The sequence below is a fragment of the Pseudomonas sp. GM55 genome (assembly GCF_000282395.1).
GTDB classification, from domain to species: Bacteria; Pseudomonadota; Gammaproteobacteria; order Pseudomonadales; family Pseudomonadaceae; genus Aquipseudomonas; species Aquipseudomonas fluorescens_CC.
The window spans coordinates 1-21,551 of record NZ_AKJJ01000140.1 but is presented as its reverse complement, the minus strand read 5'-3'; the positions used below and the strand labels follow the sequence as shown (position 1 = coordinate 21,551).

At 60.8% G+C, this 21,551-nt stretch carries 17 protein-coding genes; 10 read left to right on the top strand and 7 right to left on the bottom strand.

The window, feature by feature from the left end:
* The first annotated feature begins 12 nt into the window (after nucleotides 1-12).
* The gene (locus PMI31_RS27055; protein WP_008022905.1) at nucleotides 13-654 is read left to right on the top strand and encodes an oxidoreductase; all 642 of its coding nucleotides are present in this window, start codon (nucleotides 13-15) and stop codon (nucleotides 652-654) included.
* A 111-nt stretch (nucleotides 655-765) separates the two neighbouring features.
* On the opposite strand, the gene PMI31_RS27050 is transcribed toward PMI31_RS27055, so the two are convergent.
* The 4 genes from PMI31_RS27050 to PMI31_RS27035 all read right to left on the bottom strand — a co-directional run bounded on the left by PMI31_RS27050 (nucleotide 766) and on the right by PMI31_RS27035 (nucleotide 5,093).
* Complete coding sequence (locus PMI31_RS27050; protein ID WP_008022904.1) at nucleotides 766-1,050, bottom strand: YceK/YidQ family lipoprotein; 285 nt, start codon at nucleotides 1,048-1,050, stop codon at nucleotides 766-768.
* The gene (ubiX, locus tag PMI31_RS27045; RefSeq protein WP_008022902.1) at nucleotides 1,043-1,675 is read right to left on the bottom strand and encodes a flavin prenyltransferase UbiX; all 633 of its coding nucleotides are present in this window, start codon (nucleotides 1,673-1,675) and stop codon (nucleotides 1,043-1,045) included. The genes PMI31_RS27050 and ubiX overlap by 8 nt, the downstream gene beginning before the upstream one ends.
* Nucleotides 1,672-3,021 (bottom strand): UDP-N-acetylmuramate:L-alanyl-gamma-D-glutamyl-meso-diaminopimelate ligase, encoded by a 1,350-nt coding sequence (gene mpl / locus PMI31_RS27040; protein WP_008022899.1) that lies wholly within the window; start codon nucleotides 3,019-3,021, stop codon nucleotides 1,672-1,674. The genes ubiX and mpl overlap by 4 nt, the downstream gene beginning before the upstream one ends.
* A 158-nt stretch (nucleotides 3,022-3,179) precedes the next feature.
* Nucleotides 3,180-5,093 carry a sigma-54-dependent Fis family transcriptional regulator gene (locus tag PMI31_RS27035; RefSeq protein WP_008022893.1) on the bottom strand — a complete coding sequence of 638 codons (1,914 nt, stop codon included), beginning with the start codon at nucleotides 5,091-5,093 and terminating at the stop codon, nucleotides 3,180-3,182.
* A gap of 299 nt (nucleotides 5,094-5,392) precedes the next feature.
* Here PMI31_RS27035 and exaC point away from each other — a divergent pair, with 299 nt between their 5' ends.
* The 9 genes from exaC (at nucleotide 5,393) to PMI31_RS26990 (ending at nucleotide 14,771) form a co-directional block, all read left to right on the top strand.
* Nucleotides 5,393-6,913: an acetaldehyde dehydrogenase ExaC gene (gene exaC / locus PMI31_RS27030; protein ID WP_007994183.1), complete on the top strand. Its 1,521-nt coding sequence runs from the start codon at nucleotides 5,393-5,395 to the stop codon at nucleotides 6,911-6,913.
* A gap of 217 nt (nucleotides 6,914-7,130) precedes the next feature.
* The gene (eat, locus tag PMI31_RS27025) at nucleotides 7,131-8,504 is read left to right on the top strand and encodes an ethanolamine permease (RefSeq protein WP_008022887.1); all 1,374 of its coding nucleotides are present in this window, start codon (nucleotides 7,131-7,133) and stop codon (nucleotides 8,502-8,504) included.
* A 102-nt stretch (nucleotides 8,505-8,606) separates the two neighbouring features.
* Complete coding sequence (locus PMI31_RS27020) at nucleotides 8,607-10,001, top strand: ethanolamine ammonia-lyase subunit EutB (RefSeq protein ID WP_008022886.1); 1,395 nt, start codon at nucleotides 8,607-8,609, stop codon at nucleotides 9,999-10,001.
* An 8-nt stretch (nucleotides 10,002-10,009) separates the two neighbouring features.
* Nucleotides 10,010-10,834: an ethanolamine ammonia-lyase subunit EutC gene (eutC, locus tag PMI31_RS27015; protein ID WP_008022885.1), complete on the top strand. Its 825-nt coding sequence runs from the start codon at nucleotides 10,010-10,012 to the stop codon at nucleotides 10,832-10,834.
* 114 nt (nucleotides 10,835-10,948) lie between these two features.
* Nucleotides 10,949-11,410, top strand: coding sequence for a GNAT family N-acetyltransferase (locus PMI31_RS27010; RefSeq protein WP_007990572.1), 462 nt, complete (start codon nucleotides 10,949-10,951; stop codon nucleotides 11,408-11,410).
* 270 nt (nucleotides 11,411-11,680) lie between these two features.
* Nucleotides 11,681-12,337: a DedA family protein gene (locus PMI31_RS27005; RefSeq protein WP_008022884.1), complete on the top strand. Its 657-nt coding sequence runs from the start codon at nucleotides 11,681-11,683 to the stop codon at nucleotides 12,335-12,337.
* Nucleotides 12,338-12,341: 4 nt separating this feature from the next.
* Nucleotides 12,342-13,154: a zinc-dependent peptidase gene (locus PMI31_RS27000; RefSeq protein ID WP_008022871.1), complete on the top strand. Its 813-nt coding sequence runs from the start codon at nucleotides 12,342-12,344 to the stop codon at nucleotides 13,152-13,154.
* 113 nt (nucleotides 13,155-13,267) lie between these two features.
* Entirely contained in the window at nucleotides 13,268-13,795 is a 528-nt protein-coding gene (gene ppa / locus PMI31_RS26995; RefSeq protein WP_007933577.1) for an inorganic diphosphatase, read from the top strand.
* Nucleotides 13,796-14,024: 229 nt separating this feature from the next.
* Nucleotides 14,025-14,771 (top strand): LexA family transcriptional regulator, encoded by a 747-nt coding sequence (locus tag PMI31_RS26990; RefSeq protein ID WP_008022870.1) that lies wholly within the window; start codon nucleotides 14,025-14,027, stop codon nucleotides 14,769-14,771.
* Nucleotides 14,772-15,109: 338 nt separating this feature from the next.
* On the opposite strand, the gene PMI31_RS26985 is transcribed toward PMI31_RS26990, so the two are convergent.
* From PMI31_RS26985 to PMI31_RS26975, 3 genes are all read right to left on the bottom strand, one after another.
* Entirely contained in the window at nucleotides 15,110-15,922 is an 813-nt protein-coding gene (locus tag PMI31_RS26985; RefSeq protein ID WP_008022869.1) for a YfaP family protein, read from the bottom strand.
* Nucleotides 15,923-15,925: 3 nt separating this feature from the next.
* Nucleotides 15,926-17,530 carry a DUF2300 domain-containing protein gene (locus tag PMI31_RS26980; protein ID WP_008022868.1) on the bottom strand — a complete coding sequence of 535 codons (1,605 nt, stop codon included), beginning with the start codon at nucleotides 17,528-17,530 and terminating at the stop codon, nucleotides 15,926-15,928.
* A 16-nt stretch (nucleotides 17,531-17,546) separates the two neighbouring features.
* Nucleotides 17,547-21,551 (bottom strand): alpha-2-macroglobulin family protein (locus PMI31_RS26975; protein ID WP_008022867.1); only part of this gene is annotated, 4,005 nt, incomplete at its 5' end.

The window sequence follows — 21,551 nt, the reverse complement described above, 5'->3', positions numbered from 1 at the left end:
GGGAGAAACACTATGTACTTGACGCCTCAGCACGTGCTGCTCGCCGGAGCCACCGGTTTAACGGGTGAACACCTGCTTGATCGCCTGCTTAACGAGCCAACGATTACCCGGGTTTTGGCCCCCTCACGCCGGCCACTGGCCAAACACCCGCACCTTGAAAACCCCGTCGGCGACCCGGCGGAGTTTCTGCCGCAGTTGAACGGCCGTGTCGACATCGCCTACTGCTGCCTGGGCACCACCATCAAACAGGCAGGCTCGGAACAGGCGTTCCGCGCAGTGGACCTGGACATGGTCGTGGCCTTTGCCAAACGCGCACGGGAGATGGGTGCAAGGCACCTGATCGTGATCAGTGCCCTGGGAGCCGATCGCAGATCCTCGATTTTCTACAACCGGGTCAAAGGCGAGATGGAGTACGCATTGCGCGCGCAAGACTGGCCGCAGCTGACTATTTGCCGCCCTTCGCTGTTGCTGGGTGATCGCACCGAACCGCGACTGGGCGAGAAATTCGCCGGGCCGTTATCACGACTGATTCCCGGCAAATACCATGGCATCGAAGCCTGCCAACTGGCCCGGGCAATGTGGCGCCTGGCGCTGGAAGAGCAGGACGGGGTCAGGATTGTCGAGTCGGATGAGCTGAGGAAGTTGGGCAAGTAATTTTATGGTGCCTGAGCGGGCCTCTTCGCGGGCAAGCCCGCTCCCACAGGATTTTGTGTCGTACACAAATTTTGCAATTGCTGAAAAACCTGTGGGAGCGGGCTTGCTCTCTTACAACCCACCTGTCGCCTGAAAACTCACGCCAATCACCGTCAACAACGACAGCGGCAACAGCAACGTGTCGAGCAATGCACTCGCCGGCAGGTCGACACCGGGATAGCTCGGCGCTTCGGCTCCGAAACGGTCCTTGGCACAGCACCCGCCGTTCATCGCGTACAAATCCAGGCGAGTGCCCGAGTACACCACCGGCGCCCCCGGCTTGGCCGCATCGAGCGTGCGCGCCGTGGCGCACCCGGCCAGTTGCAGCGCAAGCACCACCACCAGCAGCTTATTCATCGCTGGTCAGATGATGCTCGCCCCAACGCGGCAACATGTCCTGAGGGATATTCAGCAGGTTAAGGATCCGTGCCACGACGAAATCGATCAGATCGTCGATGGTTTGTGGCTGATGATAAAAGCCCGGAGATGCCGGCAGGATTGTCACGCCCATGTTCGACAACTTGAGCATGTGTTCCAGGTGAATGCTCGAATACGGCGCCTCGCGAGGCACAAGAATCAGCTGCCGGCGCTCTTTCAGCGTCACGTCGGCGGCACGCTCGATCAGGTTGTTGCAGGCACCCGTGGCAATGGCCGACAAAGTACCCGTCGAACACGGCACCACCACCATCGCCGCTGGCGCGCCGGAGCCCGAGGCCACCGGCGACATCCAGTCTTCCTTGCCATACACCCGAATCTGCCCTGCGGCAGCGCCGGTGTATTCGGTGAGGAACGCCTGCATCATCTGCGGTTTGGACGGCAGCGTGACATCAGTTTCAGTGGCCATCACCAACTGTGCGGCCTTGGAAATCAGGAAGTGCACTTCACGATCGTCCCGCACCAGGCAGTCGAGCAGGCGCAAACCGTACTGGGCGCCTGAGGCGCCGGTCATTGCCAGGGTGATGCGGTCCGGGCCGTTGTTCATTTCAGCGCCTCGGCCAGTTTGCCGTGCAGGCCGCCGAAGCCGCCGTTGCTCATGATCACCACGTGAGTGCCGGGTTGGGCCTGGCTCTTCACGCGCTCGATGATGCCTTCAAGGGAATCGCTGACGATCGACGGCACAGTGCACAGCGCCGCCGTGCCCGCCAGGTCCCAGCCGAGGTTGGCCGGTGCGTACCAGATCACCTGATCGGCATCGACCACGCTTTCCGGCAATCCGTCACGGTGCGCGCCGAGCTTCATGGAGTTGGAGCGCGGCTCGATGATTGCAATGAGCGGTGCATCGCCAATGCGCTTGCGCAGGCCGTCGAGTGTGGTGGCAATGGCGGTCGGGTGGTGAGCGAAGTCGTCATAGATGGTGATGCCACGGACTTCCGCGACTTTCTCCATCCGGCGCTTCACGCTCTTGAAGGCGCTCAACGCGGCGATGCCCATGGACGGCACCACACCGACGTGGCGTGCGGCGGCCAGCGTCGCCAGGGCGTTGGCGACGTTGTGCTGGCCAGTCATGTCCCACTCGACCACACCCTGAGCGACACCTTCGAACATCACTTCGAACTTCGAGCCATCTTCACTGAGCAGCCTGACCTGCCACTGACCGCCGGCACCTGTGGTTTGCACCGGGGTCCAGCAACCCATCTCGATAACGCGCTGCAACGCCGGCTCAGTGGTCGGATGAATCACCAGGCCTTCGCTCGGGATAGTCCGCACCAAGTGATGGAACTGCCGCTCGATGGCCGGCAGGTCCGGGAAGATGTCCGCGTGATCGAACTCGAGGTTGTTCAGGATCGCCGTGCGCGGACGGTAATGGACGAACTTGGAGCGCTTGTCAAAGAAAGCGCTGTCGTACTCGTCGGCTTCGATGACAAAGAACGGTGTGTCACCCAGGCGCGCCGACACCGAGAAGTTTTGCGGCACGCCGCCAATCAGGAAGCCAGGGGCCATGCCTGCGTGTTCCAGCACCCAGGCCAGCATGCTGCTGGTGGTGGTCTTGCCGTGCGTACCGGCAACGGCCAGTACCCAGCGACCTTGCAGCACGTGATCGGCCAGCCATTGCGGGCCGGAGACGTAAGGCAGGCCTTTGTTCAGCACGTACTCTACCGCCGGATTGCCCCGGGACATGGCGTTGCCGATCACCACCAGATCAGGGGCTGGATCGAGTTGCGCCGGGTCGTAGCCCTGGGTCAACTCGATGCCCTGGGCTTGCAGTTGAGTACTCATCGGCGGATAGACGTTGGCATCGGAGCCGGTCACGTGATGGCCCAGCTCTTTGGCCAGAACCGCCATTGACCCCATGAAAGTGCCGCAGATACCAAGAATATGAATGTGCATAGTCGACCTCGTAAAACATGGCCGCAGGTTAGCTTAGGGAGGGGAAATTCGCACCTTGTGTTTCGCCCTCACCGACGCCATCGCGGACAAGCCCGCTCCCACAAGGACAACGGAGATCCTGTGGGAGCGGGCTTGCCCGCGATTAGCCGCGACTCGGATTAGCGGGCGATACCGTGCTTACGCAGCTTGCGATAAAGGGTATTGCGACTGACCCCAAGCTGTTCAGCCGTATGCGTCATATGCCAGCGTGTCTGTTCCAGCGCACTGAGTAACGCCAGCCTCTCGGCATCTTCCAGCGGATGTTCCGACACCACTTCCATCGTCGGCACTACCGGCCGCGCCTGACGAATCATCGCTGGCAAATCTTCCAGACCGATCCGCCCATCCTCACAAAGAGCTGCCAACGTACGCAGCACATTGCGCAACTGCCGCACGTTGCCCGGCCAGGCGAACCCCAATAAGGCCTCCCGCGCCGGCCCGTCGATCAACACAGGTTCTGCCCCCGCCTCTTCGGCCAGCAAAAAGTCGAGTAGCTGCGACTTGTCACTGCGATCACGCAATGCTGGCAGCGCCACCTCCAGCCCGTTGAGGCGGTAATACAAATCCTCGCGAAAGCTGCCGTCCCGCACGCGATCGAGCAAATTGCGGTGGGTGGCGCTGATGATCCGCACGTTAACCGCTTCCGGCTCGCCACCAATCGGCACCACTTGCCGGTCTTCCAGCACCCGCAGCAAGCGTGTTTGCAAAGCCAGCGGCATGTCACCGATTTCGTCGAGGAACAACGTCCCGCCGTCGGCCTGTTGCAACTTGCCGCGCATGCCTTCCTTACGGGCGCCGGTGAAGCTGCCGCCGCGGTAACCGAACAGCTCGCTTTCGATCAGGCTTTCGGGAATGGCCGCGCAATTGAGGGCGACAAAGGCTTTTTCCGCCCGCTGGCTGGCGTGGTGCACCGCTTTGGCAAAGGCCTCCTTGCCCGACCCGGTTTCGCCATTGATCAGCAGCGGCACGTCGCGTTCGTAAACGCGCAAGGCCTTGCGGAAGTCCGCCTGCAACGTCGCATCATCCAGGCAAATGCCCGCCAGGCGCGGTGCTTGTGCAGCCGTGGGAGCAGGCACCATCGGAACCGGCAGCGACCGCCGCGCCTCACCGCGCAATACCGCGAACAGCTTGCGACCATCACGGGTACGCAATGGCCAACTGGCCGCGGCATTGATACTCGCCCGCCCCAGCAACTCATCGAGCGAGCAATCGAAAAACGCCTCCACCGGTTTCCCCAGCAAGCCGCCGCGAATGTGTCCAAGCAGGTTCAGCGCACTCTGGTTGACCGCGCAAATGCGCCCCTCTCCGTCGAACGCCAGCAAGCCTTCGCTGAACAATCCGACGGACTCGGCCTGCAAGTGAAAACGCAGCAGCCATTGATTGTCGAAGCAGCGCAGGAAGTAACAGCTCTCGATCATCTTCGCCGACAGATTGACCAGAGCCATGGTGTGGAACTGACTTTGCCGCGAAACGTCGCGCCGCGCCGATGACACGTCGAGCACTGCCAGTAATTCGCCGTGAGGATCGAAAACCGGGCTCGCGGAGCAGGTCAGGCCGGTGTGGCGGCCACGAAAGTGTTCGTCCTGATGGATGGTCAGCGACTGACGCTCCACCAGGCAAGTGCCAATGCCGTTGGTGCCTTCGCAGGCCTCGCTCCAGTCGGCACCGAGCCAGAGCCCGGCACGCTCGAAAATCTGTCGCTCGGCGGGCGCGGTGACGCAATTGAGGATCACGCCGCGGGCGTCGGTCAGCAGTACTGCATGACCGGCACCGGAGAGTTGCTGGTGCAGGCTGGTCATTTCATTGCCGGCAATGTGCAGCACCTGCTGCAAGCGTTCACGACTTTCCAGGACACGGCCATGTTCCAGCACCGTCGGTGCGATGCTCAGCGCCGGATCGAGATGATAGTCCTCAAGGCAGCGCAGCCAGGAACGGGCGATGGACGGATCGCTGCCGGGGCCGTGCAGGTGGGTCTTGCCCTGGGTCACGGTCAATACTTGCTGGGCATGGCGACTCAAATGGTTGTCGTGCATTTCTTATTGTTCTCCCCGGGGCTCGGCGTCCCGTGCATGAGGTGATGCCGAGCATCCTCCAGCCGGGCCTGCATTGCAATGCTTGCAAGACTACCCAGTCACAGGCTGTGCCAGAAGCGGTACAAAGTGTCACGTCGGCTGTACCGGATGCGTCACAGGCGCGCTCCGTCTGTCCGACAAAAATCGCGCAAGGTCTTGATTTACCTGAGATGCAACGCACTGGCCCGGCCCTTGCTCTACGCTTAAAGCAAGCGCACATGCGCGACTCCCTATAAGCACAAAAGCAAGGAGAGACCACCATGCGTTACGCTCACCCCGGTACTGAAGGCGCTATCGTTTCGTTCAAAGCCAAATACGGTAACTACATCGGCGGCGAGTTCGTCGCGCCTGTCAAAGGTCAGTACTTCACTAATACCTCGCCAGTGAATGGCCAACCGATTGCCGAATTCCCACGCTCCACGGCCGAAGACATCGACAAGGCCTTGGATGCTGCCCACGCCGCTGCCGATGCATGGGGCGCCACCTCCGCCCAGGCGCGCTCGCTGGTGCTGCTGAAAATCGCCGACCGCATCGAGCAGAATCTGGAAACCCTGGCGATCACCGAATCCTGGGACAACGGCAAAGCCGTGCGCGAAACCCTCAACGCCGACATTCCGCTGGCCGCCGATCACTTCCGCTACTTCGCCGGCTGCCTGCGCGCCCAGGAAGGCAGCGCTGCCGAAATCGACGGCAACACCGTGGCCTATCACATCCATGAACCGCTGGGCGTGGTCGGGCAGATCATCCCGTGGAACTTCCCGATCCTGATGGCCGCCTGGAAACTCGCCCCGGCGCTCGCTGCCGGCAACTGCGTGGTGCTCAAGCCTGCCGAACAGACCCCGCTGGGCATTACCGTGCTGGTCGAACTGATCGGCGACCTGCTGCCACCGGGCGTGCTGAACATCGTGCAAGGCTTCGGCAAAGAAGCCGGTGAAGCACTGGCCACCAGCAAGCGCATCGCCAAGATTGCCTTCACCGGCTCGACCCCGGTCGGCTCGCACATCATGAAATGCGCCGCCGAAAACATCATTCCGTCTACCGTGGAGCTGGGCGGCAAGTCGCCGAACATCTTCTTCGAAGACATCATGAAGGCCGAACCGTCCTTCATCGAGAAAGCCGCCGAAGGCCTGGTGCTGGCATTCTTCAACCAGGGCGAAGTCTGCACCTGCCCTTCCCGTGCACTGGTGCAAGAGTCGATCTACGACGAGTTCATGCAGGTGGTGATGAAGAAGGTCCTGCAAATCAAACGTGGCGACCCGCTGGATACCGACACCATGGTCGGCGCCCAGGCGTCCGAACAGCAATTCGACAAGATCCTTTCGTACCTGGAAATCGCCAAGGGCGAAGGTGCCGAGCTGCTGACCGGCGGCAAGGTGGAAAAACTCGAGGGCAACCTGGCAAGCGGGTACTACATCCAGCCGACGCTGCTCAAGGGCACCAACAAAATGCGCGTGTTCCAGGAAGAAATCTTCGGCCCGGTGGTGAGCATCACCACCTTCAAGGACGAAGCCGAAGCTCTGGCCATCGCCAACGACACCGAGTTCGGCCTCGGTGCCGGCCTCTGGACCCGCGACATCAACCGCGCCTACCGCATGGGCCGCGCCATCAAGGCCGGTCGTGTGTGGACCAACTGCTACCACCTGTACCCGGCGCACGCCGCGTTTGGCGGGTACAAGAAGTCCGGCGTCGGCCGTGAAACCCACAAGATGATGCTCGACCACTATCAGCAGACTAAAAACCTGCTGGTGAGCTACGACATCAATCCGCTGGGTTTCTTCTAACCCCTCTTGAAATGAGGTGAGTCCATCGCTGGCAAGCCAGCTCCTACAGACCGCATAAACCTGTAGGAGCCGGCTTGCCGGCGAAGGCGTCCTTAATGACACAACACAATGGCTGGCCGCTCTGGCACGGCCCTTGCGTACCCGTCATTCAGCATTTAACCCAACCCGTCGCACCCGAAAGTCCGCAAGATCGAACAATAAAAAATAGAGAGGACTTATGACTACTTCTTCCACACAGCTCAAACCCACACTCGGCACCCTGCATTTATGGGGCATTGCCGTCGGCCTGGTGATTTCCGGCGAGTACTTCGGCTGGAGTTACGGCTGGGGCACCGCAGGCACACTGGGCTTTCTCGTCACCGCGTTGATGGTGGCGACGATGTACACCTGCTTTATCTTCAGCTTCACCGAGCTGACGACGGCGATTCCCCACGCTGGCGGACCATTTGCCTACAGTCGCCGGGCCTTTGGCGAGAAAGGCGGGTTGATCGCCGGCATCGCCACCCTGATCGAATTCGTCTTTGCACCACCGGCCATCGCCATGGCCATCGGCGCCTACCTCAACGTGCAATACCCGGAACTGGACCCGAAGGTCGCCGCCGTTGGCGCCTATTTCGTGTTCATGGGCCTGAACATTCTCGGCGTCAGCATCGCGGCCACCTTCGAACTGGTGGTCACCGTGCTGGCCGTCGCTGAACTGCTGGTGTTCATGGGCGTGGTCGCGCCGGGTTTCAGTTTCAGCAACTTTGTGCTCAACGGCTGGTCTGGTGCCAACGAGTTCACGATGGGCTCGATTCCTGGCATTTTCGCCGCCATTCCCTTCGCGATCTGGTTCTTTCTCGCTATCGAAGGTGCAGCCATGGCCGCCGAGGAAGCCAAGGACCCGAAACGCACAATCCCCAAGGCCTACGTCAGCGGCATTCTGACGCTGGTGTTCCTGGCCATCGGCGTAATGGTGATGGCGGGCGGTGTCGGCGACTGGCGCCAGCTGTCGAACATCAACGATCCGCTGCCTCAGGCAATGAAAGCGGTGGTCGGCAACAATTCGAGCTGGATGCACATGCTGGTGTGGATCGGCCTGTTCGGCCTGGTGGCGAGTTTCCACGGGATCATCCTCGGCTACTCGCGGCAGTTTTTCGCCTTGGCCCGTGCCGGTTATCTGCCTGCCGGGCTGGCCAAACTTTCGCGCTTCCAGACACCGCACCGGGCGATCCTGGCCGGCGGCGTGATCGGCATTGCGGCGATCTACAGCGATGGCCTGGTCAATCTGCAAGGCATGACCCTGACGGCGGCGATGATCACCATGTCGGTATTCGGCGCCATCGTGATGTACATCATCAGTATGCTGAGCCTGTTCAAGTTGCGTAAAACCGAACCGAACCTGGAACGCACCTTCCGCGCCCCGGGTTATCCGATCGTGCCGGGGATCGCGCTGTTTCTGGCGGTGGTGTGCCTGGTGGCGATGGCGTGGTTCAACACCTTGATCGGCCTGATTTTCCTCGGCTTCATGGCTGCCGGCTACCTGTACTTCCAGCTGACCGCCAAGCAACGCTCCGAGGCACCGGCGGACGCTATGCTCGAAGGTGTCTGAATGCACCGTCACCGGGCTCACTGCCCGGTGACGGCCATATTGAAGTGCATGCAGCTCCCACAGGAAAAGCAAATTGCAATAATTACTGGAGGACTCCGCCCCATGGCCGCATTCGCCCATTCCGTCGGCGCCCAGACTTACCGCTTCGACAGCCTCAAGGAAGTGATGGCCAAGGCCAGCCCGGCACGCTCCGGAGATTTTCTGGCCGGCGTCGCAGCCCTTAATGACGGCGAGCGTGTCGCGGCACAGATGACGTTGGCCGACACCCCGCTAAGCCACTTCCTGCAGGAAGCACTGATCCCCTACGAATCCGATGAAGTCACCCGTCTGATCATCGACACCCACGACAAACAGGCCTTCGCCGTGATCAGTCACCTCACCGTCGGCGGCTTTCGCGACTGGCTGCTCAGTGATGCCGCCGACGAACAGGTCCTGCGCGCCCTCGCCCCCGGCCTGACTCCGGAAATGGTTGCCGCGGTATCGAAGATCATGCGCGTGCAGGATCTGGTGCTGGTTGCGCAAAAAATCCGCGTGGTCACGCAGTTTCGCGGCACCCTGGGCCTGCGCGGTCGACTGTCCACGCGCTTGCAACCGAACCACCCCACCGACGAACCGGCCGGCATCGCCGCAAGCATTCTCGATGGTCTGCTGCACGGCAATGGCGACGCGATGATCGGCATCAACCCAGCCACCGACAGCATCGCCTCGATTTGCGCGATGCTGGAGATGCTCGACGCGATCATTCAGCGCTACGAGATTCCGACCCAGGCTTGCGTACTGACCCATGTCACCACGTCGATCGAAGCGGTCAATCGCGGCGTCCCGTTGGACCTGGTGTTCCAGTCGATCGCCGGCACCGAAGCGGCCAACGCCAGTTTCGGCATTAACCTGAGTGTATTGAAGGAGGGCTATGACGCCGGCTTGAGCCTGAATCGAGGCACCCTGGGCCAGAACCTGATGTACTTCGAAACCGGCCAGGGCAGCGCCCTGTCAGCCAATGCCCACCATGGCGTCGATCAACAAACCTGCGAAACCCGCGCCTACGCCGTCGCACGTCATTTCAATCCGTTTCTGGTGAACACCGTCGTCGGCTTCATCGGCCCGGAATACCTGTACAACGGCAAACAGATCATCCGCGCCGGCCTGGAAGACCACTTCTGCGGCAAATTGCTCGGTGTGCCCATGGGTTGCGACATCTGCTACACCAACCATGCCGAAGCTGACCAGGACGATATGGACACCCTGCTGACCCTGCTGGGCGTCGCCGGGATCAACTTCATCATGGGGATCCCCGGCTCCGACGACATCATGCTCAACTACCAGACCACCTCGTTTCACGACGCGCTCTATGCCCGGCAGACCCTGGGGCTCAAGCCTGCGCCGGAGTTCGAGCAATGGCTGGCGAAAATGGGCATCTTCACCCAGGCGGACGGCCGGGTTCTGTTTGGCAGCAGCCTGCCGCCAGCCTTCCGCCAGGCCCTGGCGCAACTGGGATGAGTAATGACATGGAAAAACTTCCCTTCGACCCCCACAACCCATGGCTGGAACTGCGGCGCCTGACACCAGCGCGAATTGCCCTGGGCCGCACCGGCACCAGCATTCCCACCCGCGCCCAACTGGACTTCCAATACGCTCACGCCCAGGCGCGGGATGCGGTGCACTTGCCGTTCGATCACGCGGCACTCAGCACACAACTGGCCGAACGCGGGCACGAAAGCCTTTTACTGCACAGTGCAGCGATCGACCGCAACAGTTACCTGCAACGTCCGGACCTGGGACGAAAACTGAGTAACGCGTCGGCAAAGACCCTGCGGGAATACGCTTCGGCGCATCCTGGCGGGGTCGATTTGGTGATTGTGATTGCCGACGGCCTGTCGGCACTGGCCGTCCATCGCCATACCCTGCCCTTTCTGGCACGCCTCGACGAACAGATCGCAGCTGAAGGCTGGACTGTCGCGCCGGTGATACTGGTGGAACAGGGACGCGTTGCGGTCGCCGATGAAGTCGGCGAATTACTTGGCGCAAAAATGACCGTCATCCTCATCGGCGAACGCCCTGGCCTGAGTTCCCCGGACAGCCTGGGTTTATATTTCACCTACAATCCCAAGGTCGGCCTTACCGATGCCTACCGTAATTGCATCTCCAACGTGCGGCTCGAAGGCCTGAGTTACGGCATGGCGGCACACCGTTTGCTGTACTTGATGCGCGAAGCCTGCCGGCGGCAGTTGTCAGGGGTCAATCTGAAGGATGAAGCACAGGTTCAGACACTGGAGTCGGACGCGGGAGCCGACATGAAAGGAAATTTCCTACTCGGCCCGCCGAATGCCTGAACCGCTTGCGCATTGCACATTCGTACCAGTTTCAGGCAGGATCGTGGCGCGGCCGCCAAGGGTTTCCCATCGCCGTCATAGACGTAAGACAGCCACTTGAAGACGAGACCTACCATGCGGATTATTCAAGCGACCCTCGAACACCTGGACCTGCTGACCCCGTTGTTCGTCAAATATCGCGAGTTTTATGGTTCCCTGCCGTATCCGGACTCGTCCCGGGCGTTCCTCGAAAAACGCCTGCGTCGCAAGGAGTCGGTGATCTACCTGGCGCTGTCCGATGACGACAGCAACAAACTGATGGGTTTCTGCCAGCTGTACCCGAGTTTCTCCTCGCTTTCGCTCAAACGTGTGTGGATCCTCAACGATATTTATGTCGCCGAGGACGCCCGCCGCCAGTTGGTGGCCGACAACCTGATCCGCACCGCCAAAAAAATGGCCAAGGAAACCAATGCCGTGCGCATGCGTGTTTCCACCAGCAGCAACAACGAAGTCGCGCAGAAAACCTACGAATCCATCGGATTCAAGGAAGATACCGAATTCAAGAACTATGTGCTGCCGATCAGCGACGAACTCTGAATCACCTGCTCCCTGCTCGCGATGGCATCGACCGGATTACACTGGCCCAACGAGGCGACGGCATCGCGAGCAGGTTCGCTCCCACTTGTTCGTTATCAAACATCAGCCCTGCCATGACATTCCCCGCTACAATCTCGACGCGATTTTCACCTCTCGCCTCGTATAATCCCGATCTTCCCGGCTTGTAAGAAAAACTACCCTTATCCGTAGTCTTACGCGAAGTCATCCGCACAGGCCTGCCGAGTCGGGCCGTTACCACAGGTGCTTTCCATGGATTTCAACCCGATCGACATCGTCCTGCATCTCGACGTCTACCTCGACATGCTTGTAACCAACTACGGGGCATGGATCTACGCCATCCTGTTTATGGTGATCTTCTGTGAAACCGGCCTGGTGGTCATGCCCTTCCTGCCGGGCGACTCCCTGCTGTTCATCGCCGGTGCTGTGGCGGCTGGTGGCGGCATGGACCCGGTACTGCTTGGCGGCCTGTTGATGCTGGCGGCGATTCTGGGCGACAGCACCAACTACATCATCGGACGAACGGCGGGTGAAAAACTGTTCAGCAATCCGAATTCGAAGATCTTCCGCCGCGACTACCTGCAACAAACCCACGATTTCTATGACAAGCATGGCGGCAAGACCGTGACCCTGGCGCGCTTCCTGCCCATCATCCGCACCTTTGCACCATTCGTCGCCGGTGTGGGGAAAATGCCTTATCCGCGTTTCTTCGCCTTCAGCGTCTTTGGCACTGTCTTGTGGGTCGGCGGGCTGGTGACACTTGGTTACTTCTTCGGCAATGTGCCGTTCATCAAGAAGAACCTGTCGTTGCTGGTCGTTGGCATCATCCTGCTCTCGCTGGTGCCGATGATCATTGGCATGGTGCGTAACCGCCTTGCGAGTTCGAGCTCCAAAGCCGAATCGCGCTGACACAATGTGGTCTCTGAGCGCCTGGCGTCGCCGGCGCACTCTGGCAAAGCACCCGATTGCCGATGACATGTGGCAACGGGTGCGCCAGCACCTGAGTTTTCTCGATGGCATCAGCGTCGCCGAAGACCAATGGCTGCGCGAAGCCTGCGTGCTGTTCCTCGAAGACAAGCACCTCACCGCCCTGCCCGGCGTCGAACTGCATCAGGAGCGGCGCTTGCTGCTCGCTGCCCAGGCGCAACTGCCACTGCTGCATCTCGGCGACCTGAACTGGTATCAGGGCTTCCACGAAATCATTCTCTACCCCGACGACTTTCTCAGCCCGCAGCGCCATCGCGATGCCAGCGGCGTCGAGCACGAATGGGACGGCGAGCACAGTGGTGAAGCCTGGCAGCAAGGCCCGATCATCCTCGCCTGGCCGGGCGTGATGGCCAGTGGTGGCTGGGAAGGCTACAACCTGGTGATCCACGAACTGGCGCACAAACTCGACATGCTCAACGGTGTCGCCAACGGCCTGCCGCCGTTGCACCCCGACATGCGGGTCAGCGACTGGGCCAACGTCATGCAAAAGGCCTACGACGACCTCGACCGGCAACTGGAACGCAATCCCGATGCCGAAACGGCCATCGACCCGTATGCCGCCGAAAACCCTGCCGAGTTCTTCGCCGTCACCAGCGAATACTTCTTCAGCGCCCCGGATTTGCTGCACGAGGCTTATCCACAGGTGTACCAGCAGTTGAAGCTGTTCTATCGCCAGGACCCACTGGCGAGGTTGAAGCAACTAAAGGCGCACGACCCTGTCTATCAGGCAGACCAGTAAGCGCCATACGACTTCTGGTACATGGCGTCGACACAGGAATATGCCTATAATCGCCGCCACTTTTTGGTCAATCCGGCCAAGTATTTCTGGTCAACTAACGGGGGCAACGCCCAATGAGCTACAGCAAGATTCCGGCTGGCAAAGACCTGCCGAACGACATCTACGTCGCGATCGAGATTCCGGCCAACCACGCGCCGATCAAATACGAAATCGACAAAGACAGCGATTGCCTGTTCGTTGACCGTTTCATGGCCACCCCAATGTTCTACCCGGCCAACTACGGTTACATCCCGAACACCCTGGCTGACGACGGTGATCCCCTCGACGTGCTGGTTGTAACCCCTTACCCGGTTGCTCCAGGTTCGGTGATCCGCGCTCGTCCGGTCGGCATCCTGAACATGACCGACGACGGCGGCGGCGATGCCAAAGTGATCGCAGTCCCACACGACAAGCTGTCCCAGCTGTACGTGGACGTGAAGGAATACACCGACCTGCCAGCGCTGCTGATCCAGCAGATCGAGCACTTCTTCGCGAACTACAAAGATCTCGAAAAAGGCAAATGGGTGAAAATCGAAGGTTGGGACGGTGCAGACGCCGCCCGCGCTGCGATCACCAAGTCGGTTGCTGCCTATAAAGGCTAAGAGCAGCCGCGAGCTTCAAGCTCCAGGCTTCAAGAAAAACCCCGGGTGATCCGGGGTTTTTTGTGGGCGCTTGAAAAGCACGCCAAACGGACCGTTTAACTGAGCCCGTTTCTGGTTTTTTCTTGTTTAAAATTCCCCAAGAGCGCCTTACATCCGGTCGTAAATTTCCCGCGAAATTTGAACGAGGCGTTTATTCAAACCCTTACCAGCCGCCAGTAGACTCGTGTTTATGAAAAAGAACACTAGCGGCCCACGCTTTAAAGCGCTCCTCGAAGCAGCGAACATCACGACCACCGGATTTGCCGATTTTCTGGATACGGCTCCGCAAAATGTACATAACTGGTACACCCGTGGCGTGCCCGCCCATTGCATGGAAGAAGTCGCCAGAAAACTCTCCGTCAGCAGCGACTGGCTGAAAACCGGCGAAGGTTTGAAAGACGCCCAACACCTGCGCCTGCTCGACGAATCCGGCAACACCTTTGATGCCCAGACCATCCGCGGTGTCTACACGGTCATCGAGCCTGTCGACGTCGAACTGCCTTTCTACAAAGAAGCTTTTACTGCCCAGGGCTCCAACAAAACCCACGTCATTGAAGACCCCAAGCAATCGATCCGCCTGCCCCGCAGCCACCTTGACTCCCTGGAGATCAATCACGCAGACGCCATCTGCGCCTTCATGAGCGGCAATAGCATGGGCGAGAAAATTGAAGACGGCTCGACCCTGGCGATTGACCGTGGCCTGACCCAGATTGTCGATGGCGAGATCTACGCCATCGAACATGACGGCATGCTACGCATCAAGTACCTGCACCGATTACCGGGCAACTCACTGCGACTGCGCAGCCACAACCGCGCCGAGTACCCGGATGAAATCTTCAGGCCCGCACAAATCGAAGAGCAGAACATCAGGGTGCTGGGTTGGGTGTTCTGGTGGTCGACCCTGAACAAACGGCGGCCGGCGGTGCCGTTTCTTTAAGCGCTCCAGAACACCCATTGCCACCCCAGCCGAGTGGCCGGGCGGCTCTGCCTCGCACTTCCCGCTGGGAATTTCCCGCAAACCTGCGTATGCTGCGCCCCACATTTGCGCATCGACCCGCCTTGCGGCTCAGATGCACTGACCTGGCAGATGACTTTCTCACCAGGTCCCACAGCCGGACGCAAGATCCGGGTGTACGTTTTGAAGGCTGGCGCGGTTTACCAAAAATGATCCAAGCCAGTCCCCGAGAAGCCGGCCACAAGCCGGCTTTTTAATGCCTCTAAGAAAGTGAACTGCTCAGCACTTGAATTTGTCGCAGCACTGCTGTCACTTGCCCCTCACGGATAACTAAACCCCTTCACCAACGTCAACTCCCCCACCGCCCGCATCGGCACCAGGAACGTCTCCATCTTCTCGCTCGGCATCCCCTCCTCGGTAATCACTGTTACCTGCGCCGTGGTCAGCGATTGCACCGCATCTTCCTGCCCCTCCTCATCATTGCTGTACCCGCCGCCAAAGTAGTTCACATACACCAGGTACTGCCCCTTGATCGGCGCGGGCATGGCGAAGATTTCCGGGCCGTAGCCGGTGGTGACGTCGACGTCGAGCGCTGCGCCGTTGGGGACGACGCGGTCGCCGTACCAGATGTGCGCGCCGTCGCGGGTGATGAGGTGCAGGTCGAGGTCGGTGTTGTCGCTGTCCCAGGACAGCAATACGCGCAACTTGGCCGGGGTCGCGCCGCCGCTGCTGTTGAGCAATTGCGTGCGGTGACGTTGTTGGCCATCAGGGCTGCGAACCTCGACGCTGTTGCTGCCGTTGGGGAATGAAAACGGGCGGTCGAAACGGCCGGCCGGATCGATTTTCAGTGGCATGCTCACGCCGTTGACGATCAGTCGGCCGGGCTCTGTCGATTTGGCTGTGGCCTTGATCTGCCCGCTGATGCGAGCGGTATTGGCCTGGCCTGCCGGGGTATTCACCGACGAGGCCGGGTAGTTGACGGTTTGCCGGAAGCTTTCCCCTTCGCCCTCGGGCGCGCCGGTGCGCCAGCCACCTGTGGGGGTGTCGAGCTTGACGCTGTCAGCCGCCATCACCGATGACAACGCCAGCAGCGAACAGAGCAACAGCAAGACCTGTGGATAACGGAGTTTCATGGCCTATTCCAGCAAGAGGTGGTGGGCGAGCCCTTCGATGTAGGTTTCGTCCTGGCCGTTGGGGTGTGCTTCGAAGGCCAGGTGCAGGTATTCGTGGGTCAGGTCGAGGCGGTCTTGCAGTGACTGCACGCCACGCACATAGATTCGCTGACGTTCGCGGTCGACATAGGGGCGACCGAAGGCAAGGCGGCATACGGCGAAGGTACTGACTTCGTTGTAGCCCGTTTCGCTTTCAAGCATTGGGCGCCAGCCGCGCCGTTGTTTCTGCAACCATTCCTGTGCGGCGGGCAATGCTTCGCAGGACGCGACCGGGTTGTCCCAACGACTGAGACTGGCGCGTGGGTAGGCGTGCAGCAGGATGGCGTCATAGCGCTGACCGGCGCGGGCCTGTTCGACGGCTTGCTGCCAGGACAGTTTGTCCGGGCCGGGTTGATCGGAATGGTACGTGACGGTACTGCCGGCCAGGACCAGGTCGCTGGTCCACGCGGCGATGTCGCGAGACTCCGGCGACGCCGGACGCGGTGCGACCCGTTGGCGGCTGCTGCTGTCGTCGATGCTCAGGCAGTCACTACGGCGCGTGGCGTTTTGCAGCAGGTACGTGCGGATGGCCACGGCCAGGGCTTTGGCGGCTTCGACCGGTTGGGCACTGGCTTCGCGCTGGAGAACACGGGCAACGTACTCTTCGCGATCCAGACGAGCCACGAGCTTGTCATTCAGCAGAAACAGTTCGCCATCGCTGTGGATATCCAGCGCATTACCGTTGGCGAATTCAACGCGGTAGTCACCCTGCAACGCTCCGGAAGTCACCGCGGTGCCTTCCGACAGCACGCGCCGAAGTGGGTAGCGGGAGAACAGCTCGACCTCTACGCATTTCCCTGCATCCGCAGGCCATGAAACAGGCACTACCGTAGACAACGCCTGCGCGTAATCACGCAGTACCCGCTGACTGGTACCGCGCCCGCCGGCCCAGACCGGTGTGCCATCCGCCGTCCAACCGGCAAACCCGCCCTGACGCGATGTAGCATCCTGATCCGCCAGCCAGCTCCAGGTCTTCACTCGCAGGCGGCTTCCGAGTTCGCCGACGACATGACCATCAGCGGCATTGAGCGCCACATCGAGCAGCACACGCCGGGCTTGTTCCTGTGCCGGCAGTACCGACAGCACCTTCAACAGCTCCACCACAGAAACCCGAGTCGCCGGTTGCAACGAAGGCAAATCCAACAACCATGGCGGCGCCTGCCGCGTCTGCCAATAGGCTCGCCAGTCGGCATCGCGGATGCCCAACCGCGCGGGCTCGAAATACAAGCCACATGACTTCACCAACGCCTGATCGCGCTCGATACTGCCGCCCGCCGTGCAGCAATAAACCTCTTCCTTCGACTGGCCGTGACATTCATAAGGCGAGTCATGTGCACCGCTATCGACCAGCCAGGCGTAGACGAACAACTTCCACACGCTGCCCAGCGGCGTCTGCAACGTCTGCGGCAGCGGCTCGCGGCTAATCACCTGAGCTCGACTCAACGACAACAAATCACCCTTGAAAGCCAGGCGCAACGGTTCGTCCTGCGCTGTCGCCAGCGCAGGGATCAAACACAGCAGACAAGCCATCAGAAGCCTGTGCACGTCAGTGAACCGTGACCTGACCAAGGGCTGGCTTTTGTTCCAGCGCCTGATGCTGCGGCGCATACACCTGGGTGTATCGCACCGGTGGCAAGTTGAACTGCCCCTTCTGCGAGAATCGCACCAGATGCCGCAGACGCAATTCGCCACTCAAGGCGTCGACCGGAACGGCGTAAGCCATTTGCCCCGGTTCGAATCGCGCCTTCTCCAGCGCCGTTGGCTCGGTGCCAGCCTTGCCCATGAGCTTGATGCCCCAGGTCGTGCGCTCGACATCCGCGCCCGGTGGCAATGGCACTTCCAGCAGGCCATAGCGCAGCGGTCTGGCAGCTTTGCTGGTGACGATCACTTCGTCGAGATAAAGGTTATCGCTGGACAGCGGCGCGCTGCCGACCGCTTCGAGTTTGAAGGTGAAGGCTTCATCCCCCGGTACCAGTCGCGACAGGCGACGGGTGATGGTCACGGCCATCGGATCGACCGCCGGCTGCTGGCTCCGGTAGCTCAATGCAGCACGCAGCGGACGCTCTTGCGCGCCGGTCAGCGACAACAGGCTCGGCAACTGCGTGCCTTGCCACACCCAATAGGTTTCGCCGGTAGCACCCTGTTCCGGCTTCCAGCCCTCGCCCGGTTTCACAGCAACAGCCGGTGCGGCCTGCTCGATGCTGTGTTGCAGCCAGGTCAACTCCAACGCACGCTCCAGTGTGGATTGCTGTGGCAGCAAACGTTGCAGCAATGCCTGAACGCGGGCCTGATCGAAGGGTTGCAGCGACAGGTTCAGCGCTTCGGCAAACGGCTGGGAACTGACTGCCAGACGCTGTTGTGCGTCGGCCAGTTGCCGCTTGAAAGCGTCCGGCAGATTGACCTTCGACTGCTTGGCCAACGAGGCGGTCAAGACGCGTGCTGCGGCCAGGCCCAACGCCGAATCCGGATCGCTCATGACGAGGCTGTCTTCGCCATCCTCCAGCAGGTTGGCGGCAGTGCCCTCGCCGGCCTTCGCCAGATCGTCCAGCAAACCGCTGAGCAAGGTGTTCACCGGTAATTGCATCTGTTTGGCGAACGACAGGATCAGCGCCCGCTGCAACAGTGGTGTGTTGTTCGCCTGTTTGGCGTAGACCTCCAGCACCCGCTGCCAATGCTCCGGCGGCAGGCTCAGTTCCAGCACCTGGCTGGCGTGCCAGTCGGCGTAATAGGCGTAGGCCGTGAGGAATGCATCCGGCTCGCCGTCCATGCCCCACCAGGTGAAGCACGCCGAAGGGCCGGCCATTTGTACCAGGCGCAGGCGACTGTTTTGCATGATCAGGCGCAAGCGATCGCGGATCTGTGGATTCGTCGCCAGCGTCGGGTAGGCGATGCTCAACGGCAACAGGCGACTGGCCGTCTGCTCGACGCCTCCATAGGGGTAGCTCAACAGATCGTCGAGGGCAGAACGGAACAACGCTTGCGGACTGTCATCCAGTCTCAGGCGAATATCACTGGCGTCTGCCGGCAACGTCAGCGGCGTATCGCCCCCGCCCACTTCGAGACTCTGCGATTGCGTCACTTGCCAGCCTTCACCGGTCGCGATCAGGCGCACCGCCAGGGCATCAGCGGTTTTGCCGTCCTGCACCAGCTCGGCGCTCCACTCGCCATTGGCCAGCTCAAACGCCGGCAACGGGATGTAGTTGATGCCACTGTTCAGGGTCACCGGCACGCGCTGTTCGTTGCCGGTGAAATGGGTCACCAGTTCGGCCTTGACCGGTTTCTCGGCCTGGCTGAAAGCAAACACGCCGAGGTCCGGTTTGTCGCCGGCACGGAATCGGCTCGGCCCACTCCACTTCAGGTACAGCGGTTTTTCCGAGCGTACGAATTGCTTCTTCTGCCCGACCTGACCGTCATCGGCGATGGCCCTGGCGGTGATGCGCCAGCGGGTCAGGGAGTCGGGCATCTTGAAGGTGAAGCGGGTTTTGCCGTTGGCATCGGTCAGCAATTCAGGTTGCCACGCAGCCGTATCGATGTCCTCGCGACGCGGCCGTTCCAGCACCTTCACGCCACGCTCACTGCGATTGGCCTTGCCCGGTGCACCGGGGCTGCCCGGCAAGGCGACGTCATAACTGATGAACGACAGACTGGCGCTGGTGCGCACGTTGTTACGCCGTGGGTGATAGAAGAACTGGTCGATGCTCGGCGCGACTTCAGGTTGCAGGGCGTAGACCATTTCATCGACCACGCTGACCGTCAGGTGCGCGGGCATCGGCTTGCCGGCGAACCGGGTACTCAGGTCCACCGAGACGGTTTCACCCGGCTGATAGGTTTCCTTATCCGTGGCGATGGCCACGTCGATCTGTGGCGTTATCACCTTGATGCCGGCGTTCTGGAAACTGTATTGGCCGCCCTTGGTGTACAGCACCGAGAAGGTCAGGTTCGGTGCGAAACCGTCCTTCACCGGGATGCGCGCGCGGTATTGGGTATCGCTGAGTTTTTCCATCTTCAGCCAGTCGCCGCCCTTGGAAAGTAACGCAGTGGCTTCGACCTTGTCCCGCTCCAGCGACAGCAAGGCATCGCTGACCGGTTCCGGAAAAGTGATCAACGCCAGCGCTTCATCGCCGGCCAGGTACTCGGGTTTGTCGAGGACAATTTCCACCGTGCCGGGTACGGCCTTGACACCTTCGCCAGTGACCGAATGCCCGGTGGCGCCGACCACACGACCGTGGTCATCCTTGAGCGTCAGGTTGTAGGTGCCCGGCCGGTCAAAGGCCAGGGTGAAACCTTTGTCGGTTGCCGCGAGCTTGTCTTCGCCGGTGCTCTGGTCCTCCAGGCGTACCCAGCCGTAACTGCCAGGCGAAACGGCTTCGACCTGCTCGCCTTCGCGGGTATAGCTGAAGGCGACCTTGTCACCCACTGCGCTGAAGCGTCGGGGCGCACTCAAGCGGAAATTCGCCGCACCGCGATCGATGAGGATTTCCTTGGTGGTCTTGACCCGATACGCCGCACCGTCGCTGGCAAACACCGTGAGCATGTAGCGACTCGGTTTGTCGGCGGCCGGCAAATCGAGGGACGCGTTGCCCTTGGCGTCGGTGGTCAGTTCGGTACTGGTCAGCTCCACCGGAAATTGCCCGAGGTATTGCAGTTCGTTGTCGACCATCGACAGCTGTTGGGCGCGCAGGCTCAAGGTCAATTTCGCATTGGCCACCGGTTTTCCGTCCGGGTACAGCAGCACCAGGCTGCCCTTGACCGGTTCGCCGGTACGGTAATCCTGTTTGGCCAGATTGAGCGAAATCTCGAAGTGCGGCTTGATGTATTCGGCGACGCGGAAGGCGCTGCTGTAGGCCTGATCCCTGTAGTTGAAACGCAGTTCATAACCACCGGCCACGGCGTTGTCCGGCAACTGGAAACGGCCCTGGGTGCCGGCCCTGGAATCGAGCTTCAAATCGAGGGATTGCAGCGCCGTGCCGGTCGCATCGAGCACGGTCACGTTGACGTCGGCAGCGGTTGGCTGCACCGAGTCCCGCGCGTTCTTGAATTCCCGTCCGACGATTTTCAGCGACACCCAATCCCCCGGCCGATACAACGGCCGGTCGGTGAAGGCATAGAGTTTGGTGTCGTAGATTTCGCTGTCGTAGTAGAAGTTCTCGGAGACGAACACCCCGCCCTCTTCGTCTTCGCCGATCACGAACGAACGCTCGGGGCTGACGTGGTTCAGGCGCAGCAAACCATCGGTATCGGTGGCGCCGCTGCTCATCACGCCGAGGCCATCGGTCCACAACACATTGACCTTCGGCACCGAGCTCCCTTCGTGCTTGCGCGCCGCCCACACCAGCAATTCGTCACCGGCAATCTTGCTCACCGCCACGGTGTTGGAGACGAACACCATGGTCGTCGCGCGGTACTTGCCGATCAGCGCTTCCACCAGATAAAGACCCGGTTTGAGATTGCCCAAGGGAATGTACACATTGCCCGGCGTGACACTGACGAACTCACTGGAAGAACCGGCCAGGTTCACCCCGGCAGGTGGCTGGATCGGCTTGGCCTGCCA